We start from the raw sequence: 17,432 nt of genomic DNA, 5'->3' as shown, positions 1-17,432 counted from the left end.
AAACAACATCACAACAAATGCAAAAACCATAATAATGGGGAGCCTCAGGATGAATATGAAGGGTAAAGCGTTACTGGCAGGATGTATTGCTTTAATTATGAGCGGTTCCGCGCTGGCGGAAGACATTAAAATTGCCGTCGTGGGAGCGATGTCCGGCCCGGTTGCCCAGTATGGCGACCAGGAGTTTACCGGCGCGGAGCAGGCGGTAGCTGATATCAACGCCAAGGGCGGTATCAAAGGCAATAAATTGCAGATCGTAAAATATGACGATGCCTGCGACCCGAAACAAGCGGTGGCTGTTGCGAACAAAGTGGTGAATGACGGCATTAAATACGTTATCGGTCACCTGTGTTCCTCATCCACCCAGCCGGCATCTGACATCTATGAAGACGAAGGCATCCTGATGATTACCCCGGCGGCAACCGCGCCGGAGCTGACGGCGCGCGGCTATAAGCTGATTCTGCGCACCACCGGTCTCGACTCCGATCAGGGACCGACGGCGGCTAAATATATTCTCGGCACGGTGAAGCCGCAGCGCATCGCTGTGGTTCATGACAAACAGCAATATGGCGAAGGGCTGGCGCGCTCAGTTCAGGAAAACCTGAAGAAAGGCGGCGCCAACGTGGTGTTCTTTGACGGGATCACCGCCGGTGAGAAAGATTTCTCTACCCTCGTGGCGCGCCTGAAGAAAGAAAATATCGACTTCGTCTACTACGGCGGTTATCACCCGGAAATGGGGCAGATCCTGCGCCAGGCGCGCGCAGCCGGTCTGAAAACCCAGTTTATGGGCCCGGAAGGCGTGGCTAACGTTTCCCTGTCTAACATCGCCGGCGAGTCGGCAGAAGGCCTGCTGGTCACCAAACCGAAGAACTACGATCAGGTTCCGGCAAACAAACCGATTGTGGATGCTATCAAAGCGAAGAAACAGGATCCGAGCGGCGCCTTCGTGTGGACCACCTATGCGGCACTGCAGTCGCTGCAGGCGGGGTTAAATCAGTCTGAAGATCCGGCGGAAATCGCGAAATACCTGAAAGGGGCGAAGGTGGATACCGTCATGGGGCCGCTGTCGTGGGATGAGAAAGGCGACCTGAAAGGGTTCGAGTTCGGCGTGTTTACCTGGCATGCGAACGGTACGGCAACCGACGCCAAATAATTTAACCTGCGCCTTTCACGCCGCAGATGCGTTGTCTGCGGCCCTCAACCCCGGTCACTTACTGAAGTAAGCTCCCGGGGATTTCGGGTCTTGACGCCTTCCTGCAACGCGAAATGCTGGGTTAAATGTGAGGGCGCCTTTCACGCCGCGGATGCGTTGTCTGCGGAGCCTTTTACGCCGCGGATGCGTTGTCTGACCCCGGTTGCGCTGCGCTTACCGGGGCTACAATTTCCAGGTAGCCCGGCTAAGCGAAGCGCCGCCGGGTTCTTCCCTGGTCACGCTGCGTTTATTGGGGCTACGGCTTAATGCTTCTCCCAACCATTCTGCTGGGCGCTGAAACCCAGCGCCTGCATAAATGCCGCCATCACGCCGCGGTCTTCCACCCCGCTATCGGCAACGCGCCAGCTATTGATATTCGGGTTATCGCTTAACGTCTCTTCCACTAAATATTGCCCCACGCCGCGGCGGCGGGTGACTTCACGCACGCACAGATCGCTGAGCTCGCCTTCGACGCCGCGCAGGGTAACGCGTACGGCGCCGAGCAGACGTTCGTTAAAGCGGGCGGCGTAAATACGATGGTTTTCATCCAGCATCAGCGCCGCAGGATCCTGCGACGGCCAGATTTTGCCTAAATCAATGCGATCCTGATCGCTGAAGTGCTGTAAACGGATAATGGTGAGCTTCATACGCGGCAGTTCCAGTTAAAACAGATGCGACAGTGTACTCAAATTTCTCGTTCGGCGGGGCGCTGTTTTGCACTCATTCATCAGGGGATTCGTTTTCCTGGTTGCACGGGGGTAGCGCAATACATTATGGATCGAAAAATAAGCAGAATTTTAACCTGATATGTAGCGTTTTATTCCGCCTTATATGCCGTTATTTTATGCTGTGAACTGGACTTTTTTTTGTTTATCTTCGCCTTAAACCAGAATATTATCTTTTCTTAATCACCTGAAAAATAGAGATTTTAATCATAATTCAGGTAAAAAACTGCGCTAAACCATTAAAGTTCATGGTAAAAATGGCGTTGTTTAATAAAAGCACAGAATGCTTTTTAACCATAAAAATACAAAACATTTACATCACATCACGAACGGGGTTCTGAAGCATGAAAAGGAACGCGAAAACGATCATCGCGGGAGTCGTTGCATTAGCGATTTCCCACGCGGCGTTGGCAAAGGATATTAAAGTCGCCGTCGTCGGCGCGATGTCTGGCCCGGTTGCCCAGTGGGGCGATATGGAATTCAACGGCGCGCGCCAGGCGATTAAAGACATTAACGCCAGCGGCGGCATTAAAGGCGACAAACTGGTTGGCGTCGAATATGACGACGCCTGCGATCCGAAACAAGCGGTCGCGGTCGCCAACAAAATCGTCAATGATGGCATTCAGTACGTTATTGGCCACCTCTGTTCCTCCTCCACCCAGCCGGCGTCTGACATCTATGAAGATGAAGGCATCCTGATGATCTCCCCCGGGGCGACCAACCCGGAACTGACCCAGCGTGGCTACCAGTACATTATGCGTACCGCAGGTCTTGACTCTTCCCAGGGGCCGACCGCCGCGAAATATATCCTCGAACACGTGAAGCCGCAGCGTATTGCGATTATTCATGACAAACAGCAGTACGGTGAAGGGCTGGCGCGTTCCGTACAGGACAACCTGAAGAAAGCCGGCGCCAATATCGTCTTCTTTGATGGCATCACCGCCGGTGAGAAAGACTTCTCCGCGCTGCTGGCGCGCCTGAAGAAAGAGAATATCGACTTCGTCTACTACGGCGGCTACTACCCGGAAATGGGGCAGATGCTGCGCCAGGCGCGCTCCGTCGGCCTGAAAACGCAGTTTATGGGGCCGGAAGGCGTCGGTAACGCCTCGCTGTCCAACATCGCCGGCGCGGCGGCGGAAGGTATGCTGGTGACGATGCCAAAACGCTATGACCAGGATCCGTCCAACAGCGCTATTGTTGATGCGCTGAAAGCGGATAAAAAAGATCCGAGTGGTCCGTACGTCTGGATCACCTATGCCGCCGTTCAGTCGCTGGCGCAAGCAATGGACAGAACCGGCAGCCAGCAGCCGCTGGATTTAATTAAAGATTTGAAAGCTCACGGCGCGAAGACCGTGATTGGGCCGCTGAATTGGGATGAAAAAGGCGATCTGAAGGGATTTGAATTTGGTGTCTTCCAGTGGCACGCGGATGGTTCATCCACCGTCGCTAAGTAAGACGCGTTATCCCACCGCCCGCACCGCGCGGGCGGCATGAAAAAGGTTACCTTATGTCCGAGCAGTTTCTCTATTTTCTGCAGCAGATGTTTAACGGCGTCACGCTGGGCAGTACCTATGCGCTGATCGCCATCGGCTATACGATGGTGTACGGCATTATCGGCATGATTAACTTCGCCCACGGCGAGGTCTACATGATCGGCAGCTACGTCTCGTTCATGATTATCGCCGCCCTGATGATGTTGGGTATCGATACCGGCTGGCTGCTGGTCGCCGCAGGCTTTATTGGCGCTATCATTATCGCCAGCGCCTACGGCTGGAGTATCGAGCGCGTGGCCTATCGGCCAGTGCGCAGCTCCAAACGTCTGATCGCGCTGATTTCCGCCATCGGGATGTCGATATTCCTGCAGAACTTTGTCAGCCTGACCGAAGGCTCGCGCGATGTCGCGCTGCCGAGTCTCTTTAACGGCCAGTGGATTGTCGGCCACAGCGATAATTTCTCCGCCACTATCACTACCATGCAGTTGGTCATCTGGGTCGTTACCTTTATCGCCATGCTGGCGCTGACGCTGTTTATTCGCTATTCGCGAATGGGCCGCGCCTGCCGCGCCTGTGCGGAAGATCTGAAAATGGCGAGCCTGCTGGGCATCAATACCGACCGCGTTATTGCGCTGACCTTCGTCATTGGCGCAGCGATGGCGGCGGTCGCGGGCGTCCTGCTGGGGCAGTTCTACGGCGTAATTAACCCCTACATCGGTTTTATGGCCGGGATGAAGGCCTTTACCGCAGCTGTGCTCGGCGGTATCGGCAGTATCCCTGGCGCGATGATTGGCGGCCTGATTCTGGGTATCGCCGAGGCGCTCTCTTCTGCTTATCTCAGCACCGAATATAAGGACGTCGTCTCCTTCGCGCTGCTGATTCTGGTGCTGTTAGTAATGCCGACCGGCATTCTGGGCCGCCCGGAGGTAGAAAAAGTATGAAACCGATGCAAATTGCGATGGCGCTTCTTTCCGCCGCGATGTTCTTTGTTCTGGCGGGCGTCTTTATGGGCGTGCAGCTGGAGCTGAATGGCACCAAACTGGTGGTCGATACCGCCGCCGATATTCGTTGGCAGTGGATTTTCATCGGCACCGCGGTGGTCTTTTTCTTCCAACTGCTGCGCCCGCTGTTCCAGAAAGCGGTTAAGAACGTTTCCGGGCCGAAATTTATTATGCCGGCGATTGACGGGTCGACGGTCAAGCAGAAGCTCTTTCTGATAGCCCTGCTGGTGATTGCCGTGGCCTGGCCGTTTATGGTGTCGCGCGGTACGGTGGATATCGCCACCTTGACGATGATTTATATCATCCTTGGTCTCGGACTGAACGTGGTGGTTGGGCTTTCCGGCCTGCTGGTATTGGGCTACGGCGGGTTTTACGCCATCGGCGCCTATACCTTTGCGCTGCTTAACCACTATTACGGTCTCGGTTTCTGGACCTGCCTGCCGCTGGCCGGCCTGGTTTCCGCGGCGGCCGGCTTCCTGCTGGGCTTCCCGGTGCTGCGTCTGCGCGGCGACTATCTGGCGATTGTGACCTTAGGCTTCGGCGAGATCGTGCGCATTTTGCTGCTTAACAATACCGAGATCACCGGCGGGCCGAACGGTATCAGCCAGATCCCGAAACCGACTTTCTTTGGTCTTGAATTTAGCCGTACCGCCCGTGAAGGCGGCTGGGATACCTTCAGCAACTTCTTCGGTCTGAAGTACGATCCCAGCGATAGGGTGATTTTCCTCTATCTGGTAGCGTTGCTGCTGGTGGTGCTCAGCCTGTTCGTTATTAACCGTCTGCTGCGGATGCCGCTCGGGCGGGCGTGGGAAGCGCTGCGTGAAGATGAAATCGCCTGTCGTTCGCTGGGCCTGAGCCCGACGCGCATCAAGCTGACCGCCTTTACTATCAGCGCCGCGTTTGCCGGATTTGCCGGCACGCTGTTCGCCGCGCGCCAGGGCTTCGTGAGCCCGGAGTCCTTTACCTTCGCCGAGTCGGCCTTTGTGCTGGCGATCGTGGTGCTGGGGGGTATGGGCTCGCAGTTTGCAGTGATCCTGGCGGCTATTCTGCTGGTGGTATCGCGCGAGCTGATGCGTGATTTCAACGAATACAGCATGTTAATGCTCGGTGGGTTGATGGTGCTGATGATGATCTGGCGTCCGCAGGGGCTGCTGCCGATGACGCGCCCGCAGCTGAAGCTGAAAAACGGTCAGGCGAAAGGAGAGCAGGCATGAGTCAGCCAATATTATCCGTGAACGGCCTGATGATGCGTTTTGGCGGCCTGCTGGCGGTCAATAACGTCTCCCTTGAGCTGCGCCCGCAAGAGATCGTTTCCTTAATTGGCCCAAACGGCGCGGGAAAAACCACCGTTTTTAACTGCCTGACCGGTTTCTATAAACCTACCGGCGGCACCATTATGCTGCGCGACCAGCATCTGGAAGGGCTGCCGGGGCAGCAGATTGCACGGATGGGGGTGGTACGAACCTTCCAGCACGTGCGTCTGTTCCGCGAAATGACGGTGATTGAAAATCTGCTGGTGGCGCAGCATCAACAGCTGAAAACCGGCGTCTTCTCCGGTCTGCTGAAAACGCCGGCCTTCCGTCGCGCGCAGAGCGAAGCGCTGGATCGGGCCGCCACCTGGCTTGAGCGTATCGGCCTGCTGGAGCATGCCAACCGTCAGGCCAGCAACCTGGCCTACGGCGACCAGCGCCGGCTGGAGATTGCCCGCTGTATGGTGACGCAGCCGGAGATCCTGATGCTTGATGAACCGGCGGCGGGGCTTAACCCGAAAGAGACCAAAGAGCTGGATGAGCTTATCGCCGAGCTGCGTAGCCATCACAACACCACCATCCTGCTTATCGAACATGATATGAAGCTGGTGATGGGCATTTCCGATCGCATCTACGTCGTGAACCAGGGGACGCCGCTGGCCAACGGGACGCCGGAAGAGATTCGTAATAACCCGGACGTGATCCGCGCCTATTTAGGTGAAGCATAATGGTGGTGACGCATAAGATGGAAAAAGCGATGTTAACTTTTGACAATGTCAGCGCCCACTACGGCAAGATTCAGGCGCTGCACAACGTCAGCCTGCATATCAAACAGGGTGAGATAGTCACGCTTATCGGCGCCAACGGCGCAGGGAAAACCACCCTACTTGGTACGCTGTGCGGCGATCCGCGGGCTTCCAGCGGGCGCATTGTCTTTGACGGCAAGGATATTACCGACTGGCAGACGGCGAAAATCATGCGTGAAGCGGTGGCGATCGTGCCGGAAGGGCGGCGCGTCTTTTCGCGCATGACGGTGGAAGAGAACCTGGCGATGGGCGGTTTTTTTGCCGACCGCGACCAGTTCCATACCCGCATCCAATGGGTGTATGAGCTGTTCCCGCGTCTGCATGAACGCCGTATTCAGCGCGCCGGCACCATGTCCGGCGGCGAGCAGCAGATGCTGGCGATCGGTCGCGCTCTGATGAGCCAGCCGCGCCTGCTGCTGCTTGATGAGCCCTCATTGGGGCTGGCGCCGATTATCATTCAGCAGATTTTCGATACCATCGAACAGCTGCGTGAGCAGGGGATGACGATCTTCCTGGTTGAGCAGAACGCCAACCAGGCGCTGAAGCTGGCCGATCGCGGCTACGTACTGGAAAACGGTCACGTGGTGCTGGAGGATACCGGCGACGCGCTGTTGGCCAACGAGGCGGTGCGCAGCGCCTATCTCGGCGGTTAGTTCATCGTAACCCGGCGTTATTCACTTCGCCGGTTTGTAGCCCGGGCGAGGCGCTTGCGCCGACCCCGGGAGCCGATCGCACGGATATTATCCGTGTCTCAGCTCCCACTTTACTTCCCCCGTCCTTTCATCGGCTTGTCATCTCTCTGACCCGTTACTATCTTTTTTTTGTAATAAAAAAGTTATTTTTCTGTAATTCGAACATGTCATGTTACCCCGCGAACATAAAACGCGTGAAATCGCGCATCCGGAACAACAAGAGAGATAACCGATGATATCGTTACGACATACAGCTTTAGGACTGGCGCTGAGCCTGGCATTTGCTGGCCAGGCACTGGCAGTAACCACCATCCCTTTCTGGCACTCGATGGAAGGGGAACTGGGTAAAGAAGTTGATTCTCTGGCGCAACGTTTCAACGCGGCCAATCCTGATTACAAAATTGTTCCGATGTACAAAGGCAACTACGAGCAGAGCCTGAGCGCCGGTATCGCCGCCTTCCGTACCGGTAACGCGCCGGCGATTCTGCAGGTGTATGAAGTCGGCACCGCCACCATGATGGCGTCAAAAGCTATTAAGCCGGTGTACCAGGTCTTTAGCGATGCGGGTATTAAGTTCGATGAATCGCAGTTCGTACCGACGGTGTCCGGTTATTACACCGATTCAAAAACCGGCCATCTGCTCTCCCAGCCGTTTAACAGCTCCACGCCGGTGCTGTACTACAACAAAGACGCCTTCAAGAAAGCGGGTCTGGACCCTGAGCAGCCGCCGAAAACCTGGCAGGATTTGGCGGCTTACACCGCCAAACTGAAAGCGGCCGGAATGAAGTGCGGCTACGCCAGCGGTTGGCAGGGCTGGATCCAGATTGAGAACTTCAGCGCCTGGAACGGCCTGCCGGTCGCCACGAAAAATAACGGCTTTGACGGTACCGACGCGGTTCTTGAGTTCAACAAGCCGGAGCAGGTGAAGCATATCGCGCTGCTCGAAGAGATGAACAAGAAAGGCGATTTCAGCTATTTCGGGCGTAAGGATGAATCCACCGAGAAGTTCTATAACGGCGACTGCGCGATGACTACCGCCTCATCCGGCTCGCTGGCGGATATTCGTCAGTACGCGAAATTCAACTACGGCGTCGGCATGATGCCTTACGACGCTGATGTGAAAGGCGCGCCGCAGAACGCTATCATCGGCGGGGCCAGCCTGTGGGTGATGCAGGGCAAGGACAAAGAGACCTACACCGGCGTGGCGAAGTTCCTCGACTTCCTGACCAAACCGGAAAACGCCGCCGAGTGGCACCAGAAAACCGGCTATCTGCCGATTACCACCGCGGCCTACGATCTGACGCGCCAGCAGGGCTTCTATGATAAGAACCCAGGCGCTGATATCGCCACTCGCCAGATGCTGAACAAGCCGCCGTTGCCGTTCACCAAAGGCCTGCGCCTGGGCAACATGCCGCAAATTCGCACCATCGTTGATGAAGAGCTGGAGAGCGTGTGGACCGGCAAGAAAACTCCGCAACAGGCGCTGGACTCCGCCGTTCAGCGCGGGAATCAACTGCTGCGCCGTTTCGAGCAAGCAACCAAATCGTAATCTGTAACTTGCCCGGTGGCGCTGCGCTTACCGGGCCTACGATGTGCCCTATGTAGGCCGGGTAAGGCGTAGCCGCCACCCGGCATTGTTCAGGAATAAAATCTTCATGTCATCATCCCGTCCGGTATTCCGCTCGCGCTGGCTGCCCTATGTGCTGGTCGCGCCGCAGCTGATTATCACGCTGATTTTCTTTATCTGGCCCGCGGGCGAAGCGCTGTGGTACTCGCTGCAGAGCGTCGATCCGTTTGGCCTTTCCAGCCAGTTTGTCGGCCTGGATAACTTCGTCACGCTATTCCACGACCCGTACTATCTGGACTCTTTCTGGACGACCATAAAATTCAGTACCCTGGTAACCGTCAGCGGCCTGCTTATTTCGCTGTTTTTTGCCGCGCTGGTCGACTATGTGGTGCGCGGCAGCCGCTTTTATCAAACGCTGATGCTGCTGCCGTATGCCGTGGCTCCCGCCGTCGCGGCGGTGCTGTGGATCTTCCTCTTCAATCCCGGACGCGGGCTGATCACTCATTTCCTCGGCGAATTGGGTTACGACTGGAACCACGCGCAGAACAGCGGCCAGGCGATGTTTCTGGTGGTCTTCGCCTCGGTCTGGAAGCAGATAAGCTACAACTTCCTGTTCTTTTTCGCCGCGCTGCAGTCGATCCCGCGTTCGCTGGTTGAGGCCGCCGCCATCGACGGCGCCGGGCCGATTCGTCGCTTCTTCAAGCTGGCGCTGCCGCTGATTGCGCCGGTGAGTTTCTTCCTGTTGGTGGTCAACCTGGTTTACGCCTTCTTCGACACCTTCCCGGTAATTGATGCCGCCACCGCCGGCGGCCCGGTGCAGGCGACCACCACCCTAATCTACAAAATTTATCGCGAAGGTTTCGCCGGGCTCGATCTTTCCGCTTCCGCCGCGCAGTCGGTGGTGCTGATGTTCCTCGTCATTATCCTGACGGTGGTGCAGTTCCGTTACGTTGAAAGTAAGGTGCGTTACCAATGATTGAGAACCGTCGCGGGCTGACGATTTTCAGCCACACCATGCTGATTCTGGGCATTGCCGTCATTTTATTCCCGCTGTACGTCGCCTTCGTGGCGGCGACGCTGGATAACAAATCGGTGTTTGAAACGCCGATGACGCTGAGCCCCGGCGGACATCTGCTGGAGAACATGAAGACCATCTGGGTGAACGGGGTCGGCGTCAACAGCGCGCCGTTCTGGCTGATGATGCTCAACAGCTTCATCATGGCGTTCGCCATTACGGTAGGCAAAATCGTGGTGTCGATGCTTTCGGCTTTCGCCATCGTCTGGTTCCGCTTTCCGCTGCGTAACCTGTTCTTCTGGATGATCTTCATCACTCTGATGCTGCCGGTCGAGGTGCGTATTTTCCCGACGGTGGAAGTGATCGCCAACCTCAAAATGCTCGACAGTTATGCCGGGTTAACGCTGCCGTTGATGGCTTCGGCTACCGCCACCTTCCTGTTCCGCCAGTTCTTTATGACTCTGCCGGACGAGCTGATTGAAGCGGCGCGTATCGATGGCGCTTCGCCGATGCGCTTCTTCCGCGACATCGTGCTGCCGCTGTCGAAAACCAACCTCGCCGCGCTGTTCGTCATCACCTTTATCTACGGCTGGAACCAGTATCTATGGCCGTTGCTGATTATTCAGGATGTGAATCTTGGCACCGCCGTCGCCGGTATTAAAGGCATGATCGCCACCGGTGAAGGTACTACCCAGTGGAATCAGGTGATGGCGGCGATGCTGTTGACCCTGATCCCGCCGGTCGTCATCGTTTTAGCCATGCAGCGCGCGTTTGTGCGCGGCCTGGTCGATAGTGAGAAATAAAATGGCTGGTTTAAAACTACAAGCAGTAAGCAAAAGCTGGGATGGCAAAACCCAGGTAATTCAACCGCTAACGCTGGACGTGGCGGACGGGGAGTTTATCGTCATGGTCGGCCCGTCGGGCTGCGGGAAATCAACGCTGCTGCGGATGGTTGCCGGACTTGAACGGGTGACCAGCGGCGATATCTGGATTGATCGTAAACGGGTGACCGAGATGGAGCCGAAGGATCGCGGCATCGCGATGGTGTTCCAGAACTATGCGCTTTATCCGCATATGAGCGTGGAAGAGAACATGGCGTGGGGGCTGAAGATTCGCGGCATGGGTAAGGGATTGATCGCCGAGCGCGTGCAGGAGGCGGCGCGTATTCTTGAGCTGGATGGCCTGCTCAAGCGCCGCCCGCGGGAACTGTCCGGCGGTCAGCGCCAGCGCGTGGCGATGGGCCGCGCTATCGTGCGTGACCCGGCGGTATTCCTGTTCGACGAACCGTTGTCAAACCTCGACGCCAAGCTGCGCGTGCAGATGCGTCTGGAACTGCAACAGCTGCATCGGCGCCTGAAAACGACCTCGCTGTATGTCACCCACGATCAGGTCGAAGCGATGACCCTTGCCCAGCGGGTGATGGTAATGAATAAGGGGATTGCCGAGCAGATCGGTACGCCGGTCGAAGTGTACGAAAAGCCCGCCAGCCGCTTTGTGGCGAGCTTTATCGGCAGCCCGGCCATGAACCTGCTGGAGGGGCGGGTGAGCGATGATGGCGGCCGCTTTGAGCTGGAAGGCGGCATACAGCTACCGATGAATCACGAGCATCGGCGTTACGCCGGGCGTAAAATGACTCTCGGTATCCGCCCGGAGCACTTTATTTTAAGCTCGCAGGCGCAAGGCGGCATTCCGCTGCTGATGGATACGCTGGAAATTTTAGGTGCCGATAACCTCGCCCACGGGCGCTGGGGCGAGCAGAAGCTGGTGGTCAGATTGCCGCATCAGCAGCGCCCGGCGGGTGGCAGCACGCTATGGCTGCATCTGCCTTTGGAACATCTGCACCTCTTTGATGGTGAAACAGGACAACGCGCATGAGTAACTGGCCTTATCCCCACATCGTCGCCCATCGCGGCGGCGGTAAACTGGCGCCGGAGAACACCCTGGCGGCTATCGACGTCGGCGCCCGCTACGGGCACACGATGATTGAATTTGACGCCAAGCTGTCGAAGGACGGGCAGATCTTTCTGCTGCACGACGATAATCTCGAACGCACCAGCAACGGCTGGGGCGTGGCGGGCGAGCTGTCGTGGGACGATCTGCTGAAGGTCGATGCCGGCAGCTGGTACAGCCGTGAATTTAAGGGCGAACCGCTGCCGCTGCTCTCTCAGGTGGCGGAACGCTGCCGCCGTCACGGCATGATGGCGAATATCGAAATTAAGCCGACCACCGGGCAGGGGCCGCAGACCGGCAAAGTGGTGGCGCTGGCCGCGCGCGATCTGTGGGCCGATATGACCGCGCCGCTACTCTCATCCTTTGAAATCGACGCGCTGGAAGCGGCGCAGGAAGCCGCGCCCGAGCTGCCACGCGGGCTGCTGCTGGATGAGTGGCGCGATGACTGGCGCGAATTGACCGCCCGGCTGGGCTGCGTATCTATTCATCTCAACCACAAGCTGCTGGATGCGGCTCGGGTAGCGAGCCTGAAACAGGCCGGCCTGCATATTCTGGTGTATACGGTCAATAAACCCCAGCGCGCCGCTGAACTGCTGCGCTGGGGCGTAGATTGCATCTGCACCGATGCTATTGACGTCATCGGGCCGAATTTCCAGCCTTAATACTGATTTGCGGCGGACGATCTTTACGGGTTAGTCTGCCGCAGCATCCCGCCGTTGTTGTTCGGCAGTACCTGCGGCTGCGAATTGAGATTGCCGCCCTGCGCCGCGCGCTGCTGATTGGTTTGCAACTGGCTCTGCAAATGCTGCTGCTGCGAACGGGTCTGATTATTCAGATTCTGCTTAAGCATGCTTTGCTGCTGCTGTTGCTGCACCTTCATCTCATTTTGCATTCGCTGCTGGCTGGGCACCACATAACCCGGCTGGTTAGGGTTGTTATCGATGTTAATCGGCTGTGCTAAAACGCCGAGCGGCATCAGCGCCGCCAGGAATAAAATCGCTTTCATTGTTTTCTCCTCCCGTGCGTGGGATCACTTAAGTGTACCTCGAATTCGCCATAACAATGATTTTTTAGGAGTTATCAACCAGGCTTAAGCCGGGAGATAAAACCTACCTTTCAGGAGTAAGACAATGATAAAAACAACAATATGGCGTCAGGTGGTCATCGCAGCGTTACTGGCGGGGGGCAGCTTTACCGTCGCCGCCAATCCGCCGCCCCCGCCGCCGGTCTCGTATGGCGTTGAGGAAGATGTATTTCATCCGGTACGCGCCCAGCAGGGGATGGTGGCCTCGGTGGATGCGCTGGCGACCCGCGTCGGCGTGGATATTCTGCGCCAGGGCGGCAACGCCGTCGATGCAGCGGTTGCCGTTGGCTATGCGCTGGCGGTGACGCATCCGCAGGCCGGTAATATCGGCGGCGGCGGCTTTATGATGCTGCGAACTAAAGACGGTAAAACCACGGCGATCGATTTCCGCGAGATGGCCCCGGAACAGGCCACCCGCGATATGTTCCTTGATGAACATGGCAATCCTGACAGTAAAAAATCGCTGACTTCACATCTCGCTTCCGGTACGCCAGGCAGCGTCGAGGGCTTCTCTCTCGCGCTGGAAAAATACGGCACCATGCCGCTGAATAAGGTGATCCGCCCGGCGATTAAGCTGGCGGAAGAGGGCTTTATCGTTAACGATGCGCTGGCTGACGATTTAAAAACCTATGGCAGCGAAGTGATCCCGCAGCATGAAAACAGCAAAGCGATTTTCTGGAAGAATGGCGAGCCGCTGAAAAAAGGCGACCGGCTGGTGCAAAAGAATCTGGGGAAAAGCCTGGAGCTGATTGCCGAGCACGGCCCGGACGCCTTCTATAAAGGGGCTATCGCCGACCAGATTGCCGGTGAGATGAAAAAACATGGCGGGCTTATCACCAAAGCCGACCTCGCCAACTACAGGGCCGTGGAGCGTACGCCGATTAGCGGTGAATATCGCGGCTATGAGGTTTACTCCATGCCGCCGCCGTCCTCTGGCGGGATCCACATCGTGCAGATCCTCAATATCCTCGAAAACTTCGATATGCAGAAATATGGCTTTGGCAGCGCCGACGCCATGCAGGTGATGGCGGAGGCGGAGAAACATGCCTATGCCGACCGTTCGGAATATCTCGGTGATCCTGACTTCGTCAAAGTGCCGTGGCAGGCGCTGACCAGCAAAGCTTACGCTAAAGCGATAGCCGCTGAGATCGACGTCAACAAGGCGAAGCCTTCCAGCCAGATCCGCCCGGGCAAGCTGGCGCCGTATGAAAGCAACCAGACCACCCACTTCTCGGTGGTCGATAAAGACGGCAATGCGGTGGCGGTGACTTATACGTTGAATACCACCTTTGGTACCGGCATCGTGGCCGGCGACTCCGGCATTATACTCAACAACCAGATGGATGATTTCTCGGCGAAACCCGGCGTGCCTAACGTCTATGGGCTGGTGGGCGGCGACGCCAACGCGGTAGGGCCGAAAAAGCGTCCGCTGTCGTCGATGTCGCCAACTATCGTGGTAAAAGACGGGAAGACTTGGCTGGTGACCGGTAGCCCGGGCGGTAGCCGAATTATCACCACCGTGCTGCAAATGGTGGTCAACACCATTGATTTTGGGATGAACGTCGCGGAGGCCACCAATGCGCCGCGCTTCCACCACCAGTGGCTGCCGGACGAGTTGCGGGTGGAGAAAGGTTTTAGCCCGGATACCGTGAAATGGCTGGAAGCAAAGGGGCAGAAAGTCGCGCTGAAAGAGGCGATGGGCAGTACCCAGAGCATTATGGTGGGGCCGGACGGCACGCTGTATGGCGCTTCCGATCCGCGTTCACCCGGTGATTTGACCGCAGGGTATTAAGGTGTTGCCCGGTGGCGCTGCGCTTACCGGGCTTACAATTGCACAAAAGTAGGCCGGGTAAGGCGAAGCCGCCACCCGGCAACACGCTACTTCATTCTCGCCATATAATACGCATCCACATACTCGCCGTTGCGCAATGCGTAACCCTTGGCGGTGCCTTCGATCTCAAAGCCGTACTTCTTATACACCGCGACTGCCGGGGCGTTATCGGCGAACACCGTCAGCTCAATGCGCTCGACGCGCAGCCAGTTGTCGCACATATCAATCATGGTGCGCATCAGCGCGCTGGCGACGCCGCGGTTATGCCAGCGCGAATCCACGCTGATACCAAAATCGGCAACGTGACTACGGCGAGGGCGTTGGACGACGGCAATGCATAAATGCCCCACGACTTGCCCATCGATACAGGCCACCAGCTGCTTCACGCCGGGCGTATCGGTTAGCCGCTCCCGCCACATATGCTCGGATGGATGAGGGACCTGTAGCGTGTTGTGATACACCTCCGGCTGGGCGTGAATTTGACGAATCGCGTCAACATCTTTCGGTTCAGCATGGCGTATCACGATGTCACTCATTCCTTGTTCCTCATTTGGTTGAAAAGACCCTTTAAACATCACTGACTCCGGCGTTCGAGTCAACACGCATTAATTGCAAAAAAAAGTAGACAAGTGCGAATGAGAATGATTATTATTGTCCTGCATTCAGGGAGACCCTTGCGGAAAGCCTGAAAGCACGACATTGCTCACATTGCTTCCAGTATTACTTTAGCCAGCCGGGTGCTGGCTTTTTTTTTGCGCTCATTTCAGGCGTGTTGCGATTTTACGGGTTTCGTTCCTTCTTCCGGGATCAGGCCGACGATATTGCTTTTGTTTTTGCTTTCCGCCGCGGCCAACACCTCCGCGCTGCCGGTAAACAGGCCGCCCTTTTTAATCGCCAGCGCGCGATAGGCGAGGGTGCCGTCGATGTTGCCATGTTCCTCAATAGCGATGCTATCGCCACGGCACTGGCCGTGTACTTTGCCGTCGACGATCAGCTCGCGGCAGTGGATATTGCCCTCAACCTGACCTTCGCGCATCACCTTAATCAGATGTTCTTTGGCCTCAATGTTGCCGGTGACCTGGCCGTGGATATAGACATGGCCGTAGGCGACGATGTTGCCGACGAAATGCACGCCGCTGGCGATCACCGTGGTTTCCTGTTTTTTGACGCTTGCTGTTTCTGGCTCTGTTGTCGCCACGGTTGGCGCAGCGACTTCAGTAGCCTGCGCTTCGGTTTTATTTTTCTTCATAAACATAGCGTTAATTTTTCCCTTTGGGTATGAATAAGGAATGCGAAGAGGGTACAGGCGGCCGCAAGGCGCGCTAGCGCAATCTCATCGCTAAACCAGGCGATCAAAGCGAGAAGCCAGAAACACATGGCACAGTTTATGGCGAGGTACTTTTTTTCCATCAGCAGCGGCTGGCTACTCCGTTAGTCTTTAGCAACGTCCTGGTTGCCCCTCACTTATGCGCAGTTTTGCCATCGAAAGCAAGCATTTTAGTAGAGAAAATGAAAAATATTTATTTATTAATCAATTACTTATCAATAATTATATATGGGTGGTAGCCGAGATATTTTATTGGTGAATTCTCCTGGCTGGCGGAAAGGGGGATGAAGTGAGCCCCCGGCTTGCGCTATGGTTAAAGGCAGCACATCAACTAAGGACAGCGTTATGATTCTGCACTGCGCATTTATTGGCTTCGGTAAAAGCACGACCCGCTATCACCTTCCTTACGTCCTGCATCGCAAAGACCGCTGGCACGTCGCGCATATTTATCGCCGCAGCGCCAGGCCGGAAGAACAGGCGCCGGCGTATTCCCATATCCACTTCACCAGCGACCTCGATGAAGTGCTGAACGACCCGCAGGTCAAACTGGTGGTGGTCTGCACCCATGCCGATAGCCACTTCGAATATGCGAAGCGGGCGCTGGAAGCGGGGAAAAACGTACTGGTCGAAAAGCCCTTTACCCCGACGCTGGCAGAGGCGAAAGCCCTGTTTACGCTGGCGAAAAGCAAAGGGTTGACGGTGACGCCTTATCAGAACCGCCGCTTCGACTCCTGTTTCCTGACCACCAAAAAGGTGATTGAAAGCGGTAAGCTCGGCGAACTGGTGGAAATTGAAAGTCATTTTGATAACTACCGACCGGTGGCGGAAACCATCCAGGGGGGACCACAAAGCGGCGATTTCTATGGCCTCGGGGTGCATACCATGGACCAGATCATTTCGCTGTTTGGTCGCCCGGATCATGTTTCCTACGATCTGCGCTCACTACGTAATAAAGCCAATCCCGATGACACGTTTGAAGCTCAACTGTTTTATGGCGACCTGAAAGCGATCGTCAAAACCAGCCATCTGGTGCAGATTGACTACCCGAAATTTATCGTTCATGGCCATAAAGGCTCGTTTGTGAAATACGGCATTGACCAGCAGGAGACCAGCCTGAAGGCCAACATTATGCCGGGCGACGCGGGGTTCGGCGCTGATGACAGCGTAGGGCAACTGGTCTACATCAACGAGGCGGGCGTGGAGGTACGTGAAGAGGTGCCGCTGGAAACCGGCGACTACGGACGAGTGTATGACGCGCTGTATGACACCCTCGTTAACGGCCAGCCGAATTACGTCAAGGAATCTGAAGTTCTCACCAATATGGAGATTCTGCAGCGCGGCTTTGAACAACCTTCTCCGGCTACTATTACCCTCGCAAAATAAGAAAATCTGGCTCCTCGCCGCTTGTTCATATTTTTTGAACAGAGGAGTCAATTTTCACCCTCTATGATCGCCGGCGGAATGGGTCCACACTTACTCCATCGAAAACATACGGGGGT

The 17,432-nt window shown here is 56.3% G+C and carries 16 protein-coding genes and 1 pseudogene; 13 read left to right on the top strand and 4 right to left on the bottom strand.

Annotated features, from left to right (window positions below):
• Window positions 1-49: 49 nt before the first annotated feature.
• A complete protein-coding gene (gene livJ / locus EAE_RS05595) occupies window positions 50-1,153 on the top strand; it encodes a branched chain amino acid ABC transporter substrate-binding protein LivJ (RefSeq protein WP_015369319.1) in 1,104 nt (367 codons plus the stop codon).
• A gap of 302 nt (window positions 1,154-1,455) precedes the next feature.
• Here the strand turns inward: livJ and panM are convergent, their stop codons facing one another.
• A complete protein-coding gene (gene panM, locus EAE_RS05590) occupies window positions 1,456-1,839 on the bottom strand; it encodes an aspartate 1-decarboxylase autocleavage activator PanM (RefSeq protein ID WP_015703707.1) in 384 nt (127 codons plus the stop codon).
• Window positions 1,840-2,261: 422 nt separating this feature from the next.
• Here panM and livK point away from each other — a divergent pair, with 422 nt between their 5' ends.
• From livK to ugpQ, 10 genes are all read left to right on the top strand, one after another.
• Window positions 2,262-3,371, top strand: a complete 1,110-nt coding sequence (gene livK, locus EAE_RS05585; protein WP_015703705.1) for a high-affinity branched-chain amino acid ABC transporter substrate-binding protein LivK — start codon at window positions 2,262-2,264, stop codon at window positions 3,369-3,371.
• 53 nt (window positions 3,372-3,424) lie between these two features.
• Window positions 3,425-4,351 (top strand): high-affinity branched-chain amino acid ABC transporter permease LivH, encoded by a 927-nt coding sequence (gene livH / locus EAE_RS05580; RefSeq protein WP_015369323.1) that lies wholly within the window; start codon window positions 3,425-3,427, stop codon window positions 4,349-4,351.
• Window positions 4,348-5,625, top strand: coding sequence for a branched chain amino acid ABC transporter permease LivM (gene livM, locus EAE_RS05575; protein WP_015369324.1), 1,278 nt, complete (start codon window positions 4,348-4,350; stop codon window positions 5,623-5,625). Before livH ends, livM begins: the two co-directional genes overlap by 4 nt.
• Window positions 5,622-6,389: a high-affinity branched-chain amino acid ABC transporter ATP-binding protein LivG gene (gene livG / locus EAE_RS05570; RefSeq protein ID WP_015369325.1), complete on the top strand. Its 768-nt coding sequence runs from the start codon at window positions 5,622-5,624 to the stop codon at window positions 6,387-6,389. The genes livM and livG overlap by 4 nt, the downstream gene beginning before the upstream one ends.
• Window positions 6,390-6,406: 17 nt before the next feature.
• Window positions 6,407-7,120 carry a high-affinity branched-chain amino acid ABC transporter ATP-binding protein LivF gene (gene livF, locus EAE_RS05565; protein ID WP_026612205.1) on the top strand — a complete coding sequence of 238 codons (714 nt, stop codon included), beginning with the start codon at window positions 6,407-6,409 and terminating at the stop codon, window positions 7,118-7,120.
• Window positions 7,121-7,391: 271 nt separating this feature from the next.
• Window positions 7,392-8,708: a sn-glycerol-3-phosphate ABC transporter substrate-binding protein UgpB gene (gene ugpB / locus EAE_RS05560; protein WP_015703703.1), complete on the top strand. Its 1,317-nt coding sequence runs from the start codon at window positions 7,392-7,394 to the stop codon at window positions 8,706-8,708.
• A gap of 106 nt (window positions 8,709-8,814) precedes the next feature.
• Window positions 8,815-9,702, top strand: coding sequence for a sn-glycerol-3-phosphate ABC transporter permease UgpA (ugpA, locus tag EAE_RS05555; protein ID WP_015369328.1), 888 nt, complete (start codon window positions 8,815-8,817; stop codon window positions 9,700-9,702).
• Entirely contained in the window at window positions 9,699-10,544 is an 846-nt protein-coding gene (ugpE, locus tag EAE_RS05550) for a sn-glycerol-3-phosphate ABC transporter permease UgpE (protein ID WP_015703702.1), read from the top strand. Before ugpA ends, ugpE begins: the two co-directional genes overlap by 4 nt.
• A gap of 1 nt (window position 10,545) precedes the next feature.
• Complete coding sequence (locus EAE_RS05545) at window positions 10,546-11,616, top strand: sn-glycerol-3-phosphate import ATP-binding protein UgpC (RefSeq protein ID WP_015703701.1); 1,071 nt, start codon at window positions 10,546-10,548, stop codon at window positions 11,614-11,616.
• A complete protein-coding gene (gene ugpQ, locus EAE_RS05540) occupies window positions 11,613-12,353 on the top strand; it encodes a glycerophosphodiester phosphodiesterase (RefSeq protein WP_015703700.1) in 741 nt (246 codons plus the stop codon). Before EAE_RS05545 ends, ugpQ begins: the two co-directional genes overlap by 4 nt.
• Before the next feature lie 23 nt (window positions 12,354-12,376).
• Here the strand turns inward: ugpQ and EAE_RS05535 are convergent, their stop codons facing one another.
• Window positions 12,377-12,697: a DUF2756 family protein gene (locus EAE_RS05535; RefSeq protein ID WP_015703699.1), complete on the bottom strand. Its 321-nt coding sequence runs from the start codon at window positions 12,695-12,697 to the stop codon at window positions 12,377-12,379.
• 124 nt (window positions 12,698-12,821) lie between these two features.
• Between EAE_RS05535 and ggt the strand changes: the two genes are divergently transcribed.
• Window positions 12,822-14,567 carry a gamma-glutamyltransferase gene (gene ggt / locus EAE_RS05530; protein WP_015703698.1) on the top strand — a complete coding sequence of 582 codons (1,746 nt, stop codon included), beginning with the start codon at window positions 12,822-12,824 and terminating at the stop codon, window positions 14,565-14,567.
• Between the two features lie 86 nt (window positions 14,568-14,653).
• Here ggt and yhhY read toward each other — a convergent pair whose 3' ends face one another.
• Entirely contained in the window at window positions 14,654-15,142 is a 489-nt protein-coding gene (yhhY, locus tag EAE_RS05525) for an N-acetyltransferase (protein ID WP_015703697.1), read from the bottom strand.
• Between the two features lie 227 nt (window positions 15,143-15,369).
• Window positions 15,370-16,016, bottom strand: a pseudogene (locus EAE_RS05520) (bactofilin family protein).
• A gap of 262 nt (window positions 16,017-16,278) precedes the next feature.
• Between EAE_RS05520 and EAE_RS05515 the strand changes: the two are divergent.
• On the top strand, window positions 16,279-17,316 hold the full coding sequence (locus EAE_RS05515) for an oxidoreductase (RefSeq protein WP_015703694.1): 1,038 nt from the start codon (window positions 16,279-16,281) through the stop codon (window positions 17,314-17,316).
• The last annotated feature ends 116 nt before the right edge of the window (window positions 17,317-17,432 follow it).

It is taken from the genome of Klebsiella aerogenes KCTC 2190, from assembly GCF_000215745.1.
Lineage (GTDB): Bacteria > Pseudomonadota > Gammaproteobacteria > Enterobacterales > Enterobacteriaceae > Klebsiella > Klebsiella aerogenes.
This window is presented reverse-complemented; position numbering and strand designations above follow the sequence as displayed.

Bases quoted from the DNA above. Each gene is read 5' to 3' on its own strand.
- livJ (WP_015369319.1), top strand. From the start codon at position 50: ATGAATATGAAGGGTAAAGCGTTACTGGCAGGATGTATTGCTTTAATT.
- panM (WP_015703707.1), bottom strand. From the start codon at position 1,839: ATGAAGCTCACCATTATCCGTTTACAGCACTTCAGCGATCAGGATCGC.
- livK (WP_015703705.1), top strand. From the start codon at position 2,262: ATGAAAAGGAACGCGAAAACGATCATCGCGGGAGTCGTTGCATTAGCG.
- livH (WP_015369323.1), top strand. From the start codon at position 3,425: ATGTCCGAGCAGTTTCTCTATTTTCTGCAGCAGATGTTTAACGGCGTC.
- livM (WP_015369324.1), top strand. From the start codon at position 4,348: ATGAAACCGATGCAAATTGCGATGGCGCTTCTTTCCGCCGCGATGTTC.
- livG (WP_015369325.1), top strand. From the start codon at position 5,622: ATGAGTCAGCCAATATTATCCGTGAACGGCCTGATGATGCGTTTTGGC.
- livF (WP_026612205.1), top strand. From the start codon at position 6,407: ATGGAAAAAGCGATGTTAACTTTTGACAATGTCAGCGCCCACTACGGC.
- ugpB (WP_015703703.1), top strand. From the start codon at position 7,392: ATGATATCGTTACGACATACAGCTTTAGGACTGGCGCTGAGCCTGGCA.
- ugpA (WP_015369328.1), top strand. From the start codon at position 8,815: ATGTCATCATCCCGTCCGGTATTCCGCTCGCGCTGGCTGCCCTATGTG.
- ugpE (WP_015703702.1), top strand. From the start codon at position 9,699: ATGATTGAGAACCGTCGCGGGCTGACGATTTTCAGCCACACCATGCTG.
- EAE_RS05545 (WP_015703701.1), top strand. From the start codon at position 10,546: ATGGCTGGTTTAAAACTACAAGCAGTAAGCAAAAGCTGGGATGGCAAA.
- ugpQ (WP_015703700.1), top strand. From the start codon at position 11,613: ATGAGTAACTGGCCTTATCCCCACATCGTCGCCCATCGCGGCGGCGGT.
- EAE_RS05535 (WP_015703699.1), bottom strand. From the start codon at position 12,697: ATGAAAGCGATTTTATTCCTGGCGGCGCTGATGCCGCTCGGCGTTTTA.
- ggt (WP_015703698.1), top strand. From the start codon at position 12,822: ATGATAAAAACAACAATATGGCGTCAGGTGGTCATCGCAGCGTTACTG.
- yhhY (WP_015703697.1), bottom strand. From the start codon at position 15,142: ATGAGTGACATCGTGATACGCCATGCTGAACCGAAAGATGTTGACGCG.
- EAE_RS05515 (WP_015703694.1), top strand. From the start codon at position 16,279: ATGATTCTGCACTGCGCATTTATTGGCTTCGGTAAAAGCACGACCCGC.